The organism is Inquilinus limosus MP06, from assembly GCF_000767795.1.
GTDB lineage: Bacteria > Pseudomonadota > Alphaproteobacteria > DSM-16000 > Inquilinaceae > Inquilinus > Inquilinus limosus_E.
On record NZ_JANX01000037.1, the window covers coordinates 1 to 21193 of the forward strand.

Consider the following 21193-nt stretch of genomic DNA (forward strand, 5'->3'; position numbering starts at 1 on the left):
GGCCTGGCCCAGCTGGCGGCGCAGATGACCCTGCCCGGCATACCCGACCTGTACCAGGGCACCGAGGAGTGGGACCTGTCGCTGGTCGACCCGGACAACCGCCGCCCGGTCGACTGGGACCGGCTGTCCCGCCAGCTCGACGCCGTCGCCGAGGCTGACCCCGCCGCGCTGGCGGAGTCCTGGCCGGATGCGCGGGTCAAGCACGGGCTGGCGGCGCGGCTGCTGCGCCTGCGCCGCGAGGATCCGGAGCTGTTCGCCCGCGGCGACTATGCCCCGGTCGAGGCCGAGGGGCCGGCGGCGGCGCATGTCGTGGCCTGGCGCCGGTCGCTGGACGGGCGGCACCTGGTGGTGGCCGTGCCGCGCCTGGTGGCCGGCCGGCTGAACGGAGCTTTGGGCCTGACCGGCTTCGACGGCACCGCGGTGCCGCTGCCGGCCGGGCCTGGGGATGGGGGTGGTGAGCGGGGGATTGGAGGCAGCCGGGCCGATCTCGGCCCCGTCTTCGGCCGGCTGCCGGTGTTCCTGCATCATCTCGGAGGTCGTGATGGTCAATAGAGTGTTACGGGTGATCTCGAATCCCGAGGCGACACCCGCCCTGCCCGGCCTTCCCTTGCCTCGCGGCCCGGGCGCCGACGAGCCGCGGCGCGAGCATTTCGAGCGGCTCGGCCTGGCGGTCGCGGCTTCCCTCGGCGAGCGGGTCGAGCTGACGGGCTGCTTCGCCGAACGGGTCGATCTGCGCGTCGTCGCCCGCCCGCCGGAAGATGACGAGGAGCCGGCCGCGGTGGTCTGGGACGTGCTGGGCCACTGGCGCAAGCGACGCCGCCTGTGCCTGCGGCCGGTCGATGTCGACGAATGGCTGGGGCTGCGCGCCGTCGACGCCTTCGCCCTGCTGCGCGGCCTGCGGAACGATGCGCTGGCCGAGGCGTTGGGGCCGACGGCGGCCACCGACGTGTTCGACTGGCGCGGCCACCGGGTGCTCAACCCCTTCCGCGACCGCTTCGGCAACGAGACCAGCCCGGCGAGCGAATACGGGGCGGATTACCGGCTGTGGCGCGCCCGCTGGCGCGAGGCGCTGTGAGCGACCGACGTCAGATCCGGAGGAAGGACTTTGCATGAGAGAGCGCATGGCCAAGCCCAACGAGTCCCCCCTCCCCTCGCGGGAGGGGGTTAGGGGGAGGGGGTTCTCTCGGTCCGAACCGGCCTGATCGGGCAAGCCGGCTCTTCGTGCAGATCGGAGTGGCCACCCATTCGCGCGCGGACGCGCGCAGCCCCTCCCCCTACCCCCTCCCGCAAGGGGAGGGGGGACAAAAAGGAAATCGATCCAAGCATTCTGTATGATCGGCCGGCGAGAGGGGAACCAGATGACACGGCGTGCGCAACCGGCTGTCCGGGTGCTGGAGGGACAGCCCTTCCCGCTCGGCGCCACCTGGGACGGGCTGGGCGTGAACTTCGCCCTGTTCTCGGCCAACGCCACCAAGGTCGAGCTGTGCCTGTTCGACCAGGACGGCCGGCGCGAGATCGCGCGCGTCGAGCTGCCGGAATACACCGACGAGGTCTGGCACGGCTACCTGCCCGACGCCCGCCCCGGCACGGTCTACGGCTATCGCGTGCACGGCCCCTATGAACCGGCGGCGGGGCACCGCTTCAACCCGAACAAGCTGCTGCTGGACCCCTATGCCAAGCGGCTGGTCGGCGAGCTGGCCTGGGACGATGCGCTGTTCGGCTACACCATCGGCGCGGCGGAGGAGGATTTGTCCTTCGACACCCGCGACAGCGCCGCCTTCATGCCGAAATGCCGGGTGGTGGACCCCGCCTTCACCTGGGGCCGGTCGCAGCCGCCCTCGGTCGCCTGGGACCGCACCATCGTCTATGAGCTGCATGTCCGCGGCTACACCATGCGCCACCCGGCGGTGCCCAAGGCCCAGCGCGGCACCTTCGCCGGCCTGGCCCGGCCGGAGGTGGTGCGGCACCTGCGTGACCTCGGCGTCACCACGGTCGAGCTGATGCCGGTGCACGCCTTCGTCCAGGACCGGCACCTGCTGGAGCGGGGCCTGAGCAATTTCTGGGGCTACAACACCATCGGCTTCTTCGCGCCGCATCCGCGCTATTCCGCCACCGGCGAGACCACCGAGTTCAAGGAGATGGTGGCCCGGCTGCACGATGCCGGGCTCGAGGTCATCCTCGACGTCGTCTACAACCACACCGCCGAGGGCAATGAGCGCGGCCCCACCCTCTCCTTCAAGGGCATCGACAACGCCTCCTACTACCGGCTGGCGGAGGACAAGCGCTACTACATCAACGACACCGGCACCGGGAACACGCTGAATCTCAGCCACCAGCGGGTGCTGCAGATGGTGACCGACAGCCTGCGCTACTGGGCCACCGAGATGCGGGTGGACGGCTTCCGCTTCGACCTCGCCACCATCCTCGGCCGCGAGCCCTACGGCTTCGACGAGGGCGGCGGCTTCCTCGACAGCTGCCGCCAGGACCCGGTGCTGGAGAGCGTCAAGCTGATCGCCGAGCCCTGGGACCTCGGCCCCGGCGGCTACCAGGTCGGCGGCTTCCCGCCCGGCTGGGCCGAGTGGAACGACCGCTTCCGCAACACTGCGCGCGCCTTCTGGAAGGGCGACGAGGGCAAGGTGGCCGACCTGGCCTCCCGCCTCGCCGCCTCGGGCGACCTGTTCAACCGCCGCGGCCGCCGGCCCTGGGCCAGCGTCAACTTCATCACCGCCCATGACGGCTTCACCCTGAACGACCTGGTCTCCTACAACGACCGGCACAACGAGGCGAATGGCGAGGACAACAAGGACGGCCATTCCGACAACCTGTCCTGGAACTGCGGCGCCGAGGGCCCGACCGGGGACTCTGGGGATGGGCCGGCGATCCGCGCCCTGCGCGAGCGGCAGAAGCGCAACCTGCTGGCGACGCTGCTCTTGTCCCAGGGCACGCCGATGCTGCTGGGCGGCGACGAGTTCGGCCGCACCCAGCAGGGCAACAACAACGCCTATTGCCAGGACAACGCCATCGGCTGGGTGGATTGGGAGGCGATCGACGCCGACGGCCGCGCCTTGGCCCCGTTCGTGCGCCGGCTGATCGCGCTGCGCCAGCGCTTCCCGGTGCTGCGCCGCAGCCGCTTCCTGACCGGCGTCTACAATGAGGAGCTGGACGTCAAGGACGTGGCCTGGCTGCGCCCGGACGGGCAGGAGATGGCGAATGGCGACTGGACCAACGGGCAGACCCGCTGCCTGGGCATGCTGATCGACGGCCGCGCCCAGCCGACCGGCATCCGCCGCCGCGGCTCCGAGGCGACGCTGTTGCTCCTCCTGAACGCCCACCACGAGCCGGTGCCCTTCCTGCTGCCGGAGGTGCCGGACGGCGCCTTCTGGACTGCCCTGGTCGACACGGCCGACCCGGAAGCGCCGCCGAAGGGCCGGCTGCCGGCGGGCGAGACCTTCGACCTGCAGGGCCGGGCCTTGGTGCTGCTGTCGGCGCAGACGGGGGTGTGAGAAGCTCGCTACGACTTGGCTATGTTCTTCGGGATCTAGATTGGGTCGGGGGGCCTCTCCTAGGACGAGCGGGACGGTCGCTAGGTGTTTGGCGACGATATGTATGCTCGGTTGAAGTGAGAGCCTTAACCCGCCTACGAGCTTCGACAATCTGCTCGTAGATAGGATTCGACGGAGGAGAGACTCGACTTGCATCAATTTTTAACACATATCGAACAAATATATCCCTTGCCTCCAGGAAAGCCCGGGAATGCACTCTTTTTCTAATTTCGTCTCTAGTAGATATCTCATTTATTCCAGTAACGAGAGACATTTGCTCAACATAGACCGTTGAATTCAACATAAGATCGATATGAGCGACGCCACTGTCTTTTATTGCAATTTTATCACTGGATCCTATTTGCTTTATGTTTGGATCAAGAGCTTCAACAAGACGTCGATCGTACAAACGCCGTAAACATTGCAAAACGAGATCTTCAGAAACTCCACATGATTCAAAGAAATCGCAAAGCTCTGATACAAGCCAATGACGATATTCTACATTATCATCTCTAATACTGTTCATACGTTGACGCAAAACCCATAATACATAAAAAGCCAAAAGCGGAGATTCTGGTTTTCTATGATTTGTGTAAAATAAATTAGAAATAAATTCGTTTTCGGATTCGCTAAATCTATCGTATTCTCCTTTTATCAAAGCTCGATGAGTTCGGTATTGATCTGTCGTCACCCCCTTCCCACCGAACTTTGATCTGATTATATCGTCAATTTTAATTTCTGGAGATAAAAAAATTCTTTCTGCCAATTTCAACATCCTGCGGATATCGAAATTTCCGAGACGCCCGATTAATCCTGAAACATAATCATTTTCAACAAAAACCTTTCCAACGGCTTCTGCCAACATAGCTAGGTCGTTTATCTCGACCAGAAAACCTTTCCTCGAAAAATATGATTTCGCAGCCTTGGGTTCCGACTTAAGCTTTAATTTCAAAAAATCCACCCGTCTTGATATGATCTCCTTAGCATCTGGAACGGGCAGGTAAAAATTTCGAGCATTATAACTTTGTAAGGCTCCTGCTTTCGATAGCCTCCATACCGTCCTGTCCGTTATAGGAACTATGTTAAAAACTGGAGCAGCGCTCTCCAAAGAGTGAGCTAATTGATATACAGAATCTTGTATTTCGATCGGAAACTGATCCGTATTGTCAAAAACAAGACAAGGCAATCGAGACTGCCCTCTTGACGCCCAATCAAGAAGCATCCGAACATATTCATCTGGATTGTTTTCTCTTCTAGCCTCCATGTGATTGCCAAATTCGATTTTGAAGGCTTCTTTGTCTCTTTCGTATAGAGGCTTTCGAGAACCATTAATCCATCTTAGATATTCCTTAAAAAATATACCTTGGAGCTCGTCGTACGAAGGAGGATCACTTGCACATACACCAGCTTCCAATACCCCCCTTAACTGCCTCAGCATCCAAGATACTGTACCGGCCGGGTCACCGTGATAGTTTGCCAAATCTACATTTGCAACAACACATTTATCTCGAATCCCAAGCGGAAGTACATGATTAAAAAATCTATCGATGAATGTAGATTTTCCTGAACCTTTATTTCCTATAAGAAGTACGGTTTCAGATTTCTGTGATGTTATAGCACGCTCTATCTCCGCCTGAAGCGCACCTCCATGGCCAGTATTTATTTGCTGAATATTATTTAGAACTTTTTGTATTATTTTTTGCAACTCCAAATCAGCTTTTCTACTCTCATTTGTCTCAACGAAACAATCTCGCAACATTTCTCGATCTTGTTCATCGGAAAGTCGAGAAAAAAATTGTGAAAACAATAAGGCAGCATCATTAGCTAACGGATCTCGAGTTTTCATTCGAGCTTCTTCTGGATTAAACACACAAAATTGTTGCTCCGAACCTTCAACTATTAAACCTTCCGCACTGTTCATGTGCGCTATATTTCTTCTATCTATCGCAGCGCCAGGAGATATTAGTTCCATATACCTAGCAAAATTATTTACTATCGATTCAAATTTCGGAAATAATATACCCTTCCCTTCCAATGGAGGTTTTCCATCGGTTCTCGAGGCTTTGAAAAATAACCATACTTCTCCATCTGTCACTGCAGCTAATGCAACTCCTTTATCCATTGCATAAGCTAAAGCCTGTCGTACCCCATCTATCATTGGACGCACAACCGGCCCAGATAAGCTAACATAAGACATCTCGACAGATTTAGTTTCTGGCTCAAGAAGGCCAACTCGTTTTGCTTCTATTACTATGGCTCCACGCCTTTCCCCTATGGTCAAAAGATAGTCAATATACCCTTTTGAGGCAACATATGGTTCCGTGAATACAGAATCACGCTTCCATCCAAGTACTTCAAATAACAGCCTATCAATTATCTTTAACCTTGTGTCACTCTCATTCGGTCTTTCGGATATTGCAGCGAAAAATTCTGACTTTATTGACATGAGCTTTTCGAAAGCTTGATCTATTTCGTTATGCATTTAACCTCCGTATATAAGCTCCCTTATTTACCTATGAGGAATACAGGAGCATGCCCCCTCCCGTGGGCGGAAAGGAGGTATTCTATCATAGCTATCGGAGCCTCGCCCATTGCAGTTGCCAACGTCATGGCCATTCCATGGCATCGAAGATCGGACATTTGCGCAAATGCGTAGAGATGGTCGTGCCGCATCAGCGCCGAGAACTCGTCGACACAGTCACAGCGAGCCTTCTGCTTGCGCCCTACCGTCCCGCATATACTCGGGCCTTCGATCCTCTCAACCTTATCTGAAGGACTCACCCCATGCCCCTCCTCCCCGCCGAGCTTGCCTGGTACGTCACCGGCCGCTTCTACCAGGTCGAGGAGGGCGGGCCGGTGGCGGATTACGGCTATTTCCTGCACCTGCCCTTCCTCGACGTGCCGCTGTTCCACGGCAAGCGGAGCGAAGGCACCGCCCATTTCACCTTCGCCGCCGAGCCGTTCCAGGCGCATGGCGTCGGCAATGGCGGGCTGCAGCTCGGGGTCGACCCGGTCGGCAGCTTCTCGCTGTACCTGCAGCGCGAGCCGGCCGGCACCTTCGACGACCCGGACTCCTTCGCCCGGGGCGAGCGCATCGCCACCTTCCGCCGCGCCAGCCTGGTGGTCGGCACCACCGTCACCGGGCCTGACGGCGCCAAGACCGTGCCGCTGGTCGGCACCAACGTGTTCTCCGCCCGGCTGGTCGACAGCACGCCCTTCGACTTCGCCGGCGGCCGCCACGACATCGCCGAGCATCTCGGCGCCGGCGTCACCCAGTTCGGCACCGCCGCCGGCACGCCGGTCGCGCCGGCGCCGCCGGGCTTCACCCTCGTTGTGCCCTTCACCGGCTCGGCCATCGCGCTGGGACGTTAGGCGGCGGGCACCCTATCTCTGCTGCTCACTAGGCACAAATTCCGATCAACCCGGTTGACGCCGCTGCCGTCCGATGATGGGATCGCGGGCGGAATAAGACCCTATTTGCATAAGTCATTTTCGATGATGCGGATTGTCGCGGCGGCTTAGAGCCGGAGCCCCCGGCATCGCGCGATTTTCAGGAGGCCGTCGATGAGAAGCGCATTTCGCTTCAGCCAGTTCCATTACCGCTTCTACACCGTCGGGCTGGTCGCCTTCACCCTGTCCCAGGTCCTGCTGACCTATCAGGGGTTTCGGCTGCCCGGCTGGCTGCGCTTCACCCAGTCGGCCGCCGGCGCCTTCGCCACCGAGCTGCTGGCCCTGCTGTGCTTCCTGGCCTTCGCCTATTTCTCCTACCGGCAGATCCAGGTGATCGAAGGCGTGTCGCGAGGATCGGTCGATCTGGCGAGATGGATCTTCCGCGGCCTGGGCAGCCTCGCGGTCCTGCTGTTCCTCGCCGTCCAGCTCACGCCCGTCGACATCTGGATGCGCCTGACGGCGCTGTGCGCCAGCGGATAGCGACCTGCAGCATGGTATGACTGGAGAACCATCGAAGTCGCCGCAACCCGAGGACCGAATGCAGGAGATCCCGATCCGGAGCGTCGCCGTCTCCGTCGTCGTCATCCGCCGCGCCGTGGCCGGGCCGCAGGTGCTGCTGCTGCGCCGCACCCGATCGCTGGCCGGGGAGTGGTGCCAGGTCACCGGCGCGGTCGAGCCCGGCGAGACCGGCTGGCAGGCGGCGCTGCGGGAGACAAGGGAGGAAACCGGGCTGGTGCCGGAGCGGCTGTATTCCGCCGATATCTGCGAGCAGTTCTACGAGGCCGAGCGCAACGTCATCAGCCTGCTGCCGGTCTTCGTCGCCGTCGCGGCGCCGGACGTCGCGGTGCGGCTGAACGCGGAGCACAGCGAATTCCGCTGGGCCGGCTTCGGCGAGGCCGCCGGGATGGTGCCCTTCGCCGGCCAGCGCCACGTCCTGCGCCATGTCGAGCAAGAGTTCGTGCAGCGGGAGCCGAGCCGCTGGCTGCTGATCCAGCCGCGCGGCTAGCCCCCGCTCCTCGCCTCAGGACGCCGGCACGGTCTTCAGATAGGCGATGATGTCCGCCCGGTCCTGGGCGTTGGCGATCGGCGGCGCCGCCATCTTGGTGCCCGGCACCGCCTTGGCCGGGCCGGCCAGGAAGGCGTCCAGCGTCGCCTCGTCCCAGGTCTTGCCGTAGGCGGCCATGGCCTTGGAATAGGTGTAGCCGGCCACCGTGCCCGCCACCCGGCCGACCACGCCGGACAGGTGCGGGCCCAGCTTGTTCTGGTCGGTCACCGTGTGGCAGGCGGCGCAGCGCGAGAACAGGGTCCGGCCCCGCGCCGCGTCGCCATCGGCCAGGGCCGGCGCGGCGGCGGCGATCAGGAGGGCGGCCAGAGCCCAATGCGACACTCTCATTCTCATCTCCGCTTCGGGGATCAGGCTTTCAGCAGCTCGGGGTCGATCGGCAGGGTGCGGATGCGCTTGCCGGTGGCGGCGAAGATCGCGTTGGTCACCGCCGGGGAGACGATGGCGGTCGCCGCCTCGCCCAGCCCGCCCGGCGCCTCGGCGCTGCGCACCAGATGCACCTCCATCACCGGCACCTCGTCGATCCGCATCGGCAGATAGGTGTCGAAATTCGCCTGCTCCACCCGCCCGTCCTTGAAGGTGATGGCGCCGTGCAGCGCCGCGGTCAGGCCGAACAGCGTGCCGCCCTGGACCTGCGCCTCGACCGTGTCCGGGTTGACCACCAGGCCGCAATCGACGGCGCAGACGATGCGGCGGACACGGACCGATCCGTCGGCCGCCACCTCCACCTCCGCCACCTGCGACAGGTAGCTGCCGAAGGCGAACTGGACGGAGATGCCGCGCCCCTGCCCCTTCGGCAGCGGCGAGCCCCAGCCGGCCTTCTCCGCCGCCAGCGTCAGCACGGCCAGCGCCCGCGGATTGTGGCCCAGCAGCGCCTTGCGGTACGCGACCGGGTCCCGCCTGGCCGCCGCCGCCAGCTCGTCGATGAAGCTCTCGACCACGAAGACGTTGTGCACCGGGCCGACGCCGCGCCAGAAGGCGGTCACCACGCCGGGCGGCTCGACCCGGACATAGTCGACATGGATGGTGTCGAAGGCATAGGGCGGCTGCGCGGCGCACTCGACCGCGTCGAAATCATAGCCGTCCTTGAACAGCGGCGGGATGTAGCGCGCGACCACGGAGGAGCCGGCGATGCGATGGGTCCAGGCCACCGGCCGCCCGTCCGCGTCCAGCCCGGCCGACACCCGGTCGTAGTAGTACGGCCGGTACAGGTCGTGCTGGATGTCCTCCTCCCGGCTCCACACCACCTTCACCGGGCCGTCGACCTGCTGCGCCACCTTGACGGCGGTGAGGGTGCCGTCCGCCTCCAGCCGCCGGCCGAAGCCGCCGCCGATCAGGTGGTTGTGGACCTGCACCTTCTCCTTCGGCAGCCCCAGCAGCCCGGCGACCAGGGCCTGGGTCAGGGTCGGGGCCTGGGTGCCGACCCAGATCTCGCAGCCGTCCTTCCGCACATGGACGGTGCAGTTCATCGGCTCCATCGCCGCATGGGCCAGGAAGGGCAGCTGGTACACCGCATCCAGCCGCTGCGCCGCGCCGGCCAGGGCCTTGTCGGGGTCGCCGTCATGGCGCGCGACCACGCCGGGCTTGGTCGCGGAATCCGCCTCCAGCGCGCGCACGATGTCGGCGCTGCTGACGGCGGCGTTCGGGCCGTCATCCCACTGAATGGCCGCGGCCTCCAGCCCCTTCCGGGCCGCGCCCATATGGTCGGCGACCACGGCCACGGCCTCGTCGGTCCTCACCACCTGGTGCACGCCCTTGACCGCCATCGCCGCGGCCTCGTCCACCGATTTCGGCGTGCCGCCGCGGACCGGTGAAATCGCGATCGCCGCCACCTTCAGGCCCGGCAGCCGGACGTCGATGCCGTACTGCGCCGTGCCGTTGACCTTGGCCGGCGTGTCCAGCCGCTTCGCCGGGGTGCCGACCAGGGTGAAGTCCTTGGGGGCCTTCAGTGCGATCGTCTTCGGATCCGGCGCCGGCAGCTGGGCCGCCGCATCGGCCAGCTCGCCATAGCCGAGGGACCGCTTGCCGTCGGTGACCTGGCCGAGCTGCGCCTTGAGGGTCGACGGGTCGACGCCCCACTGCTTGGCCGCGGCGGTCACCAGCAGCATGCGCGCCGCGGCGCCGGCCTGGCGCAGCGGCGTCCAGAAGGCGCGGACGGAGGAGGAGAGCCCCGTGGTCTGCACATGCAGCATCGGGTTGGCGTAGAGCGCGTCGTCCGGCGGCGAATGCTCGAGCCGGACCTGGTCGAGCCCGACCTCCAGCTCCTCCGCCAGCAGCATGGCGTGGGCGGTGTAGGTGCCCTGCCCCATCTCCGCCATCGGCATCACCAGCGTCACCAGGCCCTGGCGGTCGATGCGGATGAAGGCGTTGGGCGCGAAGCCGGACGTCGCTCCGGCCAAGGCCGGGCGCAGCGACGGCGGCAGGGCGACGGTCAGGGCCAGCCCGCCGCCGACGGCGGCGCCGACCTTGAGGAAGCCGCGGCGGCCGAGGGTGCGCGAACCATCGGGCATGATCCGTCCCTCCCCTACGCCGCGGCCTTGTGGATCGCGGCGCGGATCCGCTGATAGGTGCCGCATCGGCAGACATTGCCCGACATCGCCGCGTCGATGTCGTCGTCCGTCGGCTTCGGCGTGTCCTTCAGCAGCGCCGCCGCCGACATGATCTGGCCGGACTGGCAGTAGCCGCACTGCACCACCTCCAGCTCCAGCCACGCCTTCTGCAGCGCCGCGCCCTGCGGCGTCTGCCCGACCGCCTCGATCGTCGTGATCGCGCTGTCGCCGATGCTGTCGACCGTGGTGATGCAGGACCGCGTCGCCGCGCCGTCGACATGCACGGTGCAGGCGCCGCACAGCGCCTGGCCGCAGCCGAACTTCGTCCCGGTCATGCCGAGCACGTCGCGCAGCACCCACAACAGCGGGGTGTCGCCGTCGACATCGACCTCATGCGGTGTGCCGTTGATCTTCAACGTGAAAGTCATGGCGCTCCTCGCGTGCTCCGCCCTCAACCGGGATGGAATCGCGCAAGCCTAGCTTGTTCGAGGATGCCGATTGATCCCCGAACCCTGGCATCAGAATTCAGGAATCCCGAACGTTCGGCCGGCCGCGGTCCTCCTTCTGGACCGGCGGCTCCGCCGTCATCGCATCGGCGAATTTCCGCATCAGCCGCACCAGTTCGTCGAACTCCCGCGGATCCCAGCTGCCGAAGACGGCGCGGCCGATGCGGTCGCGCGCGGCATCCACCCGGTCGGTCATCGCCTTGCCCCTGGCGGTGATCACCGCCTCCCGCACCCGGCGGTCGGCGGCGCTGGCCCGGCGCTCGACCAGGCCGAGCTCCTCCAGCTTCGCCACCTGGCGGCTGACGGTGGTGTAGTCGCGGCCCACCCGGTCGGCCATCTCGACCACGCCGATCGGCCCGAACCGGCCGATCCCGACCAGCAGCGGGAACAGCGCCCGGTCGAGCGGAATCCCGGCCTCGCGGATCAGCACCTCGTCGCGCTGCGGCCGGTTCATCACGGCGACGATGTCGAGCAGCGCCCCGTGCAGTTCCCGCAGCCTTTCGCTAATATGTGTATTTTGCACATTTTTGCTTGCCGCCATCGCGAGTCCTCCATATATGTGCATTATACACACATTTCTTCCTCGAAGGGACACCGTCATGAAGGCCGCCATCGTCCGCGGGCCCGGGCTGACGCCCGCCTATGCCGATTTCGCCGAGCCGGTGCCGGAGGCGGGCGAGGCCCGCATCGCCGTCACCGCCGCCGCCATCAGCCCCGTGGTCAAGGGCCGCGCCTCGGGCACGCATTACAGCTCGTCCGGCCAGTTCCCCTTCGTCGCCGGCCTCGACGGGGTCGGCCGGCTCGACGACGGGCGCCGGGTCTATTTCATCATGCCGCGAGCGCCCTTCGGCAGCATGGCGGAGCGGGCGGCGGCGCCGGCGGCGCACTGCCTGCCGCTGCCCGACGATCTCGACGACATCACCGCCGCCGCCATCGCCAATCCCGGCATGTCGTCCTGGGCGGCGCTGGCCGAGCGGGCCCGGCTGCAGGCCGGGGAGACCGTGCTGGTCAACGGCGCCACCGGCACGTCGGGCCGGCTGGCCGTGCAGATCGCCCGGCATCTCGGGGCGCGGAGGGTGATCGCCACCGGCCGCGACGCCGAGGCCCTGCACGCGGTCGTGGCCCTAGGCGCCGATATCACGATCCCGCTCGGCGTCGAGGATGTGGCGGAGCGCTTCCAGGCGCAGTTCGCCGAAGGGGTGGATGTCGTCCTCGACTATCTGTGGGGACCGAGCGCGGCAAAGCTGCTGGCCGCCGGCGCCAAGGCCGGGCCGGAGGGCAGGCCGATCCGCTTCGTCCAGATCGGCGCGGTCAGCGGGGCCGAGATCCCCTTGCCCAGCGCCGTGCTGCGCGCCTCGGCGATCGCGCTGATGGGCAGCGGCATCGGCAGCGTGCCGCCCGACCGCATGATCGCGGCCATCGGCGGCGTGCTGCAGGCGGCCGGGCCCGCCGGCCTCCGCATCGCCACGACGCCGGTGCCGCTAGCGGAGGTCGGGCAGGCCTGGAACCGCGACGACGGCCGGCGCACGGTGCTCACCATCGGGCTGGCCGCCTGAGATGCGCCCGATCCTGCCGGTCTTCGTCATCGTCTGCCTCGACGCGGCCAGCAGCGGGGCCGTCCTGCCCGTGCTGCCCTTCTTCCTGCGGGATCTGGGCGCCACGCCCCCTGGTTCTCGGCCTCGTGCTCGGCGCCGAAGCGCTCAGCCAGTTCGTCGCCGCGCCCTGGCTGGGGCAGTTGTCCGACCGCTACGGCCGCAGGACCGTGCTGCTGGCCAGCCAGGCCGGGGCGCTGGCCAGCCTGTCGCTGCTGGCCGCGGCCGACAGCGTGGTGTTCGTGCTGCTGGCGCGGATCCTGCTCGGCCTCACCGCGGCAAACTTCTCCGCCGCGGCCGCCTATGCCGCCGACCACAGCAGCCCGGCCGACCGGCGCCAGGCCATCGGGATCCTCAGCGCCGGGCTCGGGCTGGGCGGCATGGCCGGCCCCGGCCTCGCCGGCGCCCTCGCCGGGGTCTCGCTGTCGGCACCGATCTGGATCGCCATGGCGCTGTCGGCGGCCAGCCTGCTGACGACCGCGCTCTGGCTGGACGGCGGAGCGCCCCGCGACGGCACCGGGCCGGGCGAGGCGGTGCGGGAACGGACGTCGCTGCGGTCGCTCCTGGCCTCGCCGGCGATCCGGATCGTCGTCGCCATCCTGCTGTGCCACTACGTGTCCTACGGCCTCTTCAGCTCACAGGTCGCGGTGTTCCTGGGCGACACCTTCCGCTGGAACGGCCATGCCTTCGGCCCGCGCGAGCTCGGCTACCTCCTCACCGCCGACGGCGCCATCAACATCGCCGTCCAGCTCCTGCTGCTGCCGTGGCTCGGCCGCCGCCTGGCCGAACGCGGCCTGATCGTCCTGGTCTTCGGCCTGCTGTCGGCCGGCTATGTCCTGGCCGGCCTGGCCACCGGGATCGGGATGCTGGCCCTCGCCGTGCTCTGCGTCAGCACCGGCGTGGCGCTGGCCCGGCCGACCTTCATCGCCGGGCTTTCCGTCCACGTCCCGCGGCGGCGACAGGGCGTGGTCATGGGCACGATCCAGTCACTGGTCGCCGTCACGGACATGGTCACGCCGGTCCTGGCCGGGGCCATCGTCGGGCAGCGTCTCTACGGGGCGTGGATTGGCGCGGTGGTGGCGACCGCCCTGGCGGGGGCGGTCATCGCGCACCGTTTCCTTCGCCTCCGGGATGGTCCGGGAGCGATCCTGCCCTAGCCCGCGGCCGCCTGCCGCAGCAGCCCCTTCTTCGGCGCGAACAGGAAGGCCAGGGCGAACAGCAGGGCCTGGACCACGACGATCGACGGGCCGGTGGCGCCGTCGAGCCAGAAGCTGAGCAGGGTGCCGAGCACGCTGGACAGCACCGCGGATACGACCGCCGCCGCCATCACCCGGCCGAAGCGGTCGGCGAGCAGGAGGCCGATGCAGCCCGGCGTCACCAGCATCGCCATCACCAGCACTACGCCGACCGCCTGCAACGCGGCGACGATGGTGGCGGCCACCAGCAGCAGCAGGATCAGCTCCAGCCGCCGTGGCGAGATCCCGATCACCCGGGCCTGGCCGGGATCGAAGCAGAACAGGATAAGATCCTTCCGCAGCAGCAGCACGGCGATGAGCGTGACCGATCCGACCGCCAGGGTCTGAACCATGTCCGCCGCCTCGATGCCCAGCAGGTTGCCGAACAGCACATGCATGAAGTGGACGTTGCTCGGCGTCTCCGCCAGCAGCACCAGGCCCAGCGCCAGGAATCCGGTGAAGGTGATGCCCAACACGGCGTCGCTCTTGACCCGGCAGCGCGCCTCGATCGCCCCGGCCGACAGCACGCAGGCCATGCCGCTGGCGACGGCGCCGAGCGACATCGGCAGCCCGGCGACATAGGCCAGGATGATGCCGGGCAGCACGGCGTGCGAGACCGCGTCGCCGACCAGGGCCCAGCCCTTCAGCACGACGAAGCAGGACAACACGGCGCAGACCGTGCCGACGAAGGCGGCGACCAGCATCGCCTCGACCATGAAGCCGTGCCGCAGCGGCTCCGCCGCGGCCTCGAGCAGGGACAGGAGGGCGGTCATGGCACAGCCTCCTCCACTCCTGCCCTTCGCAGCAGCCCGTGCTTCGGCGCCAGGGCCAGCGCCAGCAGGAACAGGGCGGTCTGGGCCAGCACGATCAGCCCGCCGGTCGACCCGTCGAGGAAATAGCTGGCATAGGCCCCGGCCATCGCCGTCACCGCCCCCATGACCGCGGCCAGGACCAGCATGCGCGGGAAGCGGTCGGTCAGCAGGAAGGCGGTTGCACCGGGCGTGATCAGCATGGCGACGACCAGGAGGGCCCCGACCGCCTGCAGCGCCGCCACCGCGGTCAGCGACAGCAGGCCCAGCAGCAGCAGGTGCAGCCGCCCGGTCGGCAGGCCGATGGCACGGGCATGCTGCGCGTCGAAGCAGTACAGCAGCAGGTCCTTCCACTTGGCCGCCACCACCAGCAGGCAACCGGCACCGACGGCGAAGAGCTGCCACAGATCGGCATCGGCGATGCCCAGCAGGTTGCCGAACAGGATCGTGGTCAGCCGCAGGTTGCTGGGATACAGCGAGATCAGCAGCAGGCCGAGGGCGAAGAAGGCGGTGAAGACGACGCCGATCACCGCGTCGCCGCGCAGCTTCGTCGCGCGCTCGATCGCGCCGATGCCCAGCACCGCGAACAGGCCGGACAGCACGGCCCCCAGCAGGAAGGGCGCGCCGGCCAGATAGGCGATGGCGACACCTGGCACCACCGCGTGGGACAGCGCGTCGCCCAAGAGCGACCAGCCCTTCAGCGTGACGAAGCAGGACAGCACGGCGCAGACCGCACCGACCGCGCCGCCGCCGAGGATGGCCTTGACCATGAACTGGTAGCCGAACGGCTCTACCAGCAGGTCGAGCAGCCCGGTCATACGGCCGCCCGCAGCCGGGGCTCGGCCACTCCGGCCAGGCCGAAGGGCAGCTGGTGCAGCGCGCCACCGAAGGTGCGGGCCAAGGTGTCGGCGGTGAACACCTCCTCGACCGGGCCGAAGGCGACCAGGCTGCGGTGGATCAGCGCCGCCTGGTCGCAGAACTCCGGCACGCTCGCCAGGTTGTGGGTCGACACCAGGATCAGGTGGCCGGCCTCGCGCAGCCCGGTCAGGATGCCGGTGATCGCCCGTTCGGTCTTGACGTCGACGCCGGTGAAGGGCTCGTCCAGCAGGATGATCCGTGCTTCCTGCGCCAGCGCCCGGGCCAGGAACACCCGCTTGCGCTGGCCGCCCGACAATTCGCCGATCTGGCGGCCGGCGAAACCCTGCATGCCCACCCGCTCCAGGCTGGCCGCCACCGCCGCGCGGTCGGCGGCCGACGGGATGCGCAGCAGGCCCATGCGGCCCTGCCGCCCCATCATCACCACGTCGCGGACCGAGACCGGGAAGCTCCAGTCCACCTCCTCGGTCTGCGGCACATAGGCGACGATGTTGGCCTTCTGGGCCCAGGCCACCGGCCGGCCGCAGATCGCGACCGAGCCGGCGACCGGGTCGACGAAGCCCATGATCGCCTTGAACAGGGTCGACTTGCCGCTGCCGTTCATCCCGATCAGGCCGCAGATGCTGGGCCGGTCCAGCGTCAGCGACACGTCGCTCAGCGCGATATTGCCGGCGCGGTAGCGGACGGTGACGCCGGAGACGGCGATCGACGGTGCCTCACTGGCCGACATTGAACCCGTCCTGGATCAGCTTGGCATTGTAGCGCAGCATGGCCAGATAGCTCGGCGCCGGCCCGTCCTCATTGGTCAGGCTGTCGACATAGAGGGTGCCGCCGAAACGGGCGCCGGTCTCCTGCGCCACCTGCCGCATCGCCTTGTCGTTCACCGTGCTTTCGCAGAACACCACCGGCACATGGTCGCGGCGCACCGTGTCGATCACCTTGCGGATCTGCTGCGGCGTGCCCTCCTCATCGGCGTTGACGGCCCAGAGATAGCCCTCCTTCAGCCCATAGTCGCGGGCGAGGTAGGAGAAGGCGCCCTCGCAGCTGACCAGCATCCGCTGGTCGGCCGGGATCTTGGCCAGTGCCTCGCGGATCGGCGCGTCCAGCGCCTTCAGCTCGGCGGTGTAGGCGGCGGCGTTGCGGTCATAGGTGGCGGCGTTGGCCGGGTCGAGCGCCACCAACGCCTTCCTGATGTTCTCGACAGTGATCACCGCATTGGCCGGCGACATCCAGCTGTGCGGGTTCGGCTTGTCGGTGTAGGGGCCCTCGACGATCGAGACCGGCTGGATGCCCTCGGTCACCACCACGCTCGGCACGTCCTTGACGCCCTGGAAGAACTTCTCGAACCAGCGCTCGAGGCCGAGCCCGTTCCACAGCACCAGGTCGGCGTCCTGCGCCTTGACCACGTCGAGCGGCGTCGGGTCGTAGTCGTGGATCTCCGCCCCCGGCTTGGTGATCGATTCCACGATCGCGGCGTCGCCGGCCACCTGCCGGGCCATGTCCTGCAGGATGGTGAAGGTGGTGACGATGCGCTTCGGCCGCGCCCCCTCGGCCCAGGCGGTTCCGGCCGCCAGCACGCCCGCCAGCGCCAGCGCCGCCGCCAGCGCGCTTCGGATCCCAGACCTCGCCATGAGCCTCTCCCTTGCATCGCTATCGCCCGGAAAGGCTCGCATCGACTCAAATGTAGCTCAAGCTAAATTTTGAGATTCTGGCTTAATAGAGACTCATGAGCTTCTACTTGATGCTGTGGCTCGGCGAGGATGCATGGTTCCATGCCGTCGCACGGACGATCGGCTTTTTGAGTCCCCCCTCCCCTTGCGGGAGGGGGATAGGGGGAGGGGGTTCTCTCAGCTCGTGCCGGCCCCGTCCGCCGGTCGTCACAATATCGGCGAGGAAGAGCGCATTCGCGCGCGGACGCGCGCAGCCCCCTCCCCCCCTCCCGCAAGGGGAGGGGGGACTAGGAAGGGTCAACTTGGCGATAGACAGCCGGTGGCAGTTTCAGCGCCGTCCGCCGACCTCGTCGATGTGAAGCAGCATGTCGGCCGGGTCCTCGAACACCCGGTAGGCGCCGGCCCGCTCCAGCTCGTCCTGGCCGTAGCCGCCGGACAGGAAACCGATGCCCAGCGCCCGCGCCCGCTGCGCCGCCAGCATGTCCCAGACGCTGTCGCCGACGACATGGGCGCGCTCGATCGGCACGCCCAGCTTCTCGGCCGCGGCCAGGAACAGGTCGGGGTCGGGCTTGGCGTATTTCACCAGGTCGCGGGTGACGACCGGCACCTTGTCGAAGTCGACGCCGAGATTCTCCAAGACCGGCCGCGCCGTCTCCATCCGCCCGCTGGTGGCGATGGCCCAGGGAATGCCGGCCTCGGTCAGCCAAGCCAGCAGCTCGCGCGCGCCGGGCAGCGGCACGCTCTGCTCCGAATGCCGGTTGTAGGCCTCGGCGTGGCGGCGGCGCAGCCGCTCGACCCGCTCGTCGCTGATGTCCAGCCCGGTCTCGCGCAGCAGCATGTTGGTGAACAGGCCGCCGCTCATGCCGATCTTGCGGTGGATGCGCCAGACCGACAGCTCGATGCCCTCGGCGTCCAGCGCCTCGCGCCAGGCCATGACGTGGTGGTAGACGCTGTCGACCAGCGTGCCGTCGAGGTCGAACAGGAAGGAGGTCTGCTGGCGCATCTCACGGTCTCCGCGTCGGGGAACAGGGCCTCGGGACAGATGTAGCCGATCCGGCGCGGAGGGGAAGCCTGCCCTACCGCACGGGATCTGGATGGTGCGGCACGAACAGCCGGCCGCGCTCGGTCCACAGCACGATCAGGAGCGCCAGCAGGCCGAGGCCGAAATAGCCGAAGGCCAGCGGCACCACCGTGCCGTCGAAGGCCTGGCCGACCACGGCGCCGAGGATGGCGCTGACGATGGTGGTGTAGCTGCCGAACACCGAGGAGGCGGTGCCGGCGACGTCGCCCAGCGGTTCCATCGCCATGGCGTTGAAGTTCGGCACGGTCAGGCTGAACAGGAACATGTTGGCGGCCAGCACCGCGCCGAACAGGAACAGGGGCGGCTTGCCGCCGAAGGCGAAGGCGAAGACCACCTGCAGCGCGCCGACCGCGACGAAGCCGAGGATGCCGGTGTGCGACAGGCGCCGCATCCCCAGCCGGCGCACGAGGCGCGAGTTGAGGAAGGAGGCGAAGCCCATCACCATCGCGATCAGCCCGAAGGCCATCGGGAAATAAGTGCCCAGCGCATAGACATCGGTCTCGAAGATCGCTTGGGAGGAGCCGAGATAGGACATCAGCGCCCCCATCATCAGCCCCATGGCGCTGGCATAGCCGATCGACACCCGGGTGGTGACGCAGCGCCGCATCGCGCTGCCGATCGCCGAGGGCGACAGCCGCTTGCGGTACTCCGGATGCAGCGTCTCCGGCATCCGCAGGTTGAACCAGACGATCTGCACCAGGGCCAGCACCAGCATGCTGACGAAGATGGCGTGCCAGCCGCCGAGGAACAGGAAGGCCTGGCCGATCGCCGGGGCGAAGATCGGCACGATGATGAACACCATCATGGTCAGCGACATCACCCGCGCCATCTCGCGGCCGGAGAAGCGGTCGCGGACGATGGTGACGGTCAGGACCCGCGCCGCGGCGGCGCCCATGCCCTGCACCACCCGGGCGATCAGCAGCCATTCGAAGCCGTGGGCGACGATCGCCAGGATGCTGCCGACTGTGTAGACGGTCAGCCCGATCATCAGCGTCGGCCGCCGGCCGATGACATCGGAGATCGGGCCGTAGATCAGCTGCATCACCCCGAAGCCGGCCATGTAGGCGGTGAGGACGTATTGCAGCGCATTGGCGTCGGCGATGCCGAGATCGGCCTGGATGGCACCGAAGGCCGGCAGCAGGTTGTCGATCGACAGCGAGATCAGCGCCATCATGAAGGCGATCAGGCCGACGAACTCGGCGAAGCCCGGCGCCGGCGTGGCGCGGCCGGGCGCCTTCGCGCCCCCGGTGATCCTGCTGACGAACGACATCCGCTCCGGTCTCGCTTGCACGCGGCACGGCCCGGCCCGCGCCATGCCGCCTGGGCGGTGGTGCCGGTCGAGCGCTGCCCGCCCCCGCGGGGATGATGAGAAACAGGATAAGCTTCCGCCCAAACCGCGATCCGGGACAAGGGCTTGTCGCGCAACGCTGCCGCGCGCCGGCGCAGGGGAACCGGGCCCGCATCCGTCGCGGCGCGGGTCAGGCGCCCCGCACCTCGCGCGCCGCGTCGCGCACCATGGCCATGAAGATCCGGCCGGCATCGGTCGGCGGCACCTCGGCCCGCATGGTCAGGCCGACCGGGCCGGTGGAATCGCTGGTGGCCAGCGGCAGCTCGGCCAGTACCCCCTCCTCCACATCCTGGGCCACGGCGCCGCGCGAGATGATCCAGACCGCGTCGCTGCGGCGGAGGTAGGAGCGGCCGAAGGTCGGCGACACGCTCTCGATCCGGTTCGGCAGCGCCTCGATCCCGGCGGCGATCAGCAGGCGGTCGACGGTGGGCTGGATCACCGACCCCGGCGGCGGCGCGATCACCGGATAGGCGCGGATGTCGCGCACCGCCAGCCCCAGGCGGGACAGGAGCGGATGGCCGGGCCGCACGGCGAAGGCGATGCGCTCGGAATAGAGATGCTCGAAGCTGAGGCCGGTCATCTGCTCCGGCTCCGCCAGCCGGCCGAGCACGAGGTCCAGCCCGCCGACGCGCAGCTGGCCCAGCAGCATCTGGTTCGGCCCGTCCACCACCCGCACCACCACGCCGGGGCAGGCGGTGCGGAACCGTTCCAGCGCTGCCGGCATCATCAGCCCGGCCACGGTCGGCAGCACGCCGACGCGCAGCAGCTCCTCCCCCGCCGCGCGCGCCCGCACCACGCTCTCGATGCCCTGGCGCAGCGCGGTGACGCTGGTGCCGGCATGGTGCAGGAAGGTGCGGCCGAAGGGGGTCAGCACCACGCCCTTGCGGCTGCGGTCGAACAGCGGCGCGCCCAGCGCCTCCTCCAGTTCGCGCAGGGTCTTCGACACCGCCGGCTGGCTGATGCCCAGCGCGTCGGCCGCGGCCACCACGCTGCGCAGCCGCACCGCCTCGAGGAAGCATTGCAGGTGGCGCAGCTTGATCCGCCGCTCGATCGCCAGCGCAGTGTCGGCCATAATCGTCCGGTTATGTTTCTGGGCGAATTCCTCATTTTACATAACCGCTTCGGCCGCGCACAGTGCGGCGTTCACAGCGGGACGAACCCGGAAGAGTCGAGCCAGGACAGGGGATGGACGCGGTCAAGGCGAACGGCATCGTGCTGCATGTCGAGGACAGGGGTCCGCGCGACGCGCCTGCCCTGGTCTTCATCAACTCGGTCGGCACCGATTTCCGCATCTGGGATGCGGTGGTGCCGCGGTTTCCGGAATACCGCACCCTCCGCTACGACAAGCGCGGCCACGGCCTGTCCGGCAGCGAGGGCGGCGACAGCATCGAGGCCCATGCCGCCGACCTGGCGGCGCTGCTGGACGCGCGCGGCATCCGCCGGGCGGCCGTGGTCGGGCTATCGATCGGCGG

General features: G+C 67.0%; 20 protein-coding genes and 1 pseudogene. 9 read left to right on the top strand and 12 right to left on the bottom strand.

Going from position 1 to position 21193, the window contains the following annotated elements:
* From P409_RS38700 to glgX, 3 genes and pseudogenes are all read left to right on the top strand, one after another.
* Positions 1–552 (top strand): annotated as a pseudogene (locus P409_RS38700) (malto-oligosyltrehalose synthase); the annotation flags it as partial.
* A complete protein-coding gene (locus tag P409_RS05400) occupies positions 542–1075 on the top strand; it encodes a hypothetical protein (RefSeq protein WP_152613256.1) in 534 nt (177 codons plus the stop codon). The pseudogene P409_RS38700 and the gene P409_RS05400, both read left to right, overlap by 11 nt.
* Positions 1076–1358: 283 nt before the next feature.
* The gene (glgX, locus tag P409_RS05405; RefSeq protein WP_034832716.1) at positions 1359–3503 is read left to right on the top strand and encodes a glycogen debranching protein GlgX; all 2145 of its coding nucleotides are present in this window, start codon (positions 1359–1361) and stop codon (positions 3501–3503) included.
* A 19-nt stretch (positions 3504–3522) separates the two neighbouring features.
* Here the strand turns inward: glgX and P409_RS36935 are convergent, their stop codons facing one another.
* Entirely contained in the window at positions 3523–6024 is a 2502-nt protein-coding gene (locus tag P409_RS36935) for an ATP-binding protein (protein WP_081991290.1), read from the bottom strand.
* 302 nt (positions 6025–6326) lie between these two features.
* Here P409_RS36935 and P409_RS05410 point away from each other — a divergent pair, with 302 nt between their 5' ends.
* The 3 genes from P409_RS05410 (at position 6327) to P409_RS05420 (ending at position 7998) form a co-directional block, all read left to right on the top strand.
* Positions 6327–6914 (top strand): hypothetical protein, encoded by a 588-nt coding sequence (locus P409_RS05410; RefSeq protein ID WP_034832695.1) that lies wholly within the window; start codon positions 6327–6329, stop codon positions 6912–6914.
* Positions 6915–7106: 192 nt separating this feature from the next.
* Positions 7107–7472 (top strand): hypothetical protein, encoded by a 366-nt coding sequence (locus P409_RS05415; RefSeq protein WP_034832697.1) that lies wholly within the window; start codon positions 7107–7109, stop codon positions 7470–7472.
* A gap of 58 nt (positions 7473–7530) precedes the next feature.
* Positions 7531–7998 carry an NUDIX hydrolase gene (locus tag P409_RS05420; RefSeq protein WP_034832699.1) on the top strand — a complete coding sequence of 156 codons (468 nt, stop codon included), beginning with the start codon at positions 7531–7533 and terminating at the stop codon, positions 7996–7998.
* A gap of 15 nt (positions 7999–8013) precedes the next feature.
* Here P409_RS05420 and P409_RS05425 read toward each other — a convergent pair whose 3' ends face one another.
* From P409_RS05425 to P409_RS05440, 4 genes are all read right to left on the bottom strand, one after another.
* A complete protein-coding gene (locus P409_RS05425) occupies positions 8014–8385 on the bottom strand; it encodes a c-type cytochrome (protein ID WP_202964565.1) in 372 nt (123 codons plus the stop codon).
* A gap of 20 nt (positions 8386–8405) precedes the next feature.
* Entirely contained in the window at positions 8406–10565 is a 2160-nt protein-coding gene (locus P409_RS05430) for a xanthine dehydrogenase family protein molybdopterin-binding subunit (RefSeq protein ID WP_034832701.1), read from the bottom strand.
* Between the two features lie 14 nt (positions 10566–10579).
* Entirely contained in the window at positions 10580–11032 is a 453-nt protein-coding gene (locus P409_RS05435; RefSeq protein ID WP_034832703.1) for a (2Fe-2S)-binding protein, read from the bottom strand.
* Positions 11033–11129: 97 nt separating this feature from the next.
* Positions 11130–11651, bottom strand: a complete 522-nt coding sequence (locus P409_RS05440; RefSeq protein ID WP_052120062.1) for a MarR family winged helix-turn-helix transcriptional regulator — start codon at positions 11649–11651, stop codon at positions 11130–11132.
* Positions 11652–11709: 58 nt separating this feature from the next.
* Between P409_RS05440 and P409_RS05445 the strand changes: the two genes are divergently transcribed.
* On the top strand, positions 11710–12666 hold the full coding sequence (locus P409_RS05445) for a quinone oxidoreductase family protein (RefSeq protein WP_034832705.1): 957 nt from the start codon (positions 11710–11712) through the stop codon (positions 12664–12666).
* Between the two features lie 110 nt (positions 12667–12776).
* Positions 12777–13859 (top strand): MFS transporter, encoded by a 1083-nt coding sequence (locus P409_RS05450; protein WP_274519145.1) that lies wholly within the window; start codon positions 12777–12779, stop codon positions 13857–13859.
* Here the strand turns inward: P409_RS05450 and P409_RS05455 are convergent.
* The 7 genes from P409_RS05455 to pcaQ form a co-directional block, all read right to left on the bottom strand.
* Positions 13856–14710, bottom strand: a complete 855-nt coding sequence (locus tag P409_RS05455) for a metal ABC transporter permease (protein WP_052120063.1) — start codon at positions 14708–14710, stop codon at positions 13856–13858. The genes P409_RS05450 and P409_RS05455 overlap by 4 nt on opposite strands.
* Positions 14707–15564, bottom strand: coding sequence for a metal ABC transporter permease (locus tag P409_RS05460; protein WP_034832707.1), 858 nt, complete (start codon positions 15562–15564; stop codon positions 14707–14709). Before P409_RS05460 ends, P409_RS05455 begins: the two co-directional genes overlap by 4 nt.
* The gene (locus P409_RS05465; RefSeq protein ID WP_052120064.1) at positions 15561–16352 is read right to left on the bottom strand and encodes a metal ABC transporter ATP-binding protein; all 792 of its coding nucleotides are present in this window, start codon (positions 16350–16352) and stop codon (positions 15561–15563) included. Before P409_RS05465 ends, P409_RS05460 begins: the two co-directional genes overlap by 4 nt.
* Positions 16339–17253 (bottom strand): metal ABC transporter substrate-binding protein, encoded by a 915-nt coding sequence (locus P409_RS05470; protein WP_081991289.1) that lies wholly within the window; start codon positions 17251–17253, stop codon positions 16339–16341. The genes P409_RS05465 and P409_RS05470 overlap by 14 nt, the downstream gene beginning before the upstream one ends.
* 367 nt (positions 17254–17620) lie before the next feature.
* On the bottom strand, positions 17621–18295 hold the full coding sequence (locus tag P409_RS05475) for an HAD family hydrolase (RefSeq protein WP_034832708.1): 675 nt from the start codon (positions 18293–18295) through the stop codon (positions 17621–17623).
* 73 nt (positions 18296–18368) lie between these two features.
* Complete coding sequence (locus P409_RS05480; protein WP_034832711.1) at positions 18369–19643, bottom strand: multidrug effflux MFS transporter; 1275 nt, start codon at positions 19641–19643, stop codon at positions 18369–18371.
* 208 nt (positions 19644–19851) lie between these two features.
* Positions 19852–20793: a pca operon transcription factor PcaQ gene (gene pcaQ, locus P409_RS05485; RefSeq protein WP_034832713.1), complete on the bottom strand. Its 942-nt coding sequence runs from the start codon at positions 20791–20793 to the stop codon at positions 19852–19854.
* 113 nt (positions 20794–20906) lie between these two features.
* Between pcaQ and P409_RS05490 the strand changes: the two genes are divergently transcribed.
* Positions 20907–21193, top strand: a 287-nt coding sequence (locus P409_RS05490; RefSeq protein ID WP_034832715.1) for an alpha/beta fold hydrolase, incomplete at its 3' end; no start/stop codon positions are given.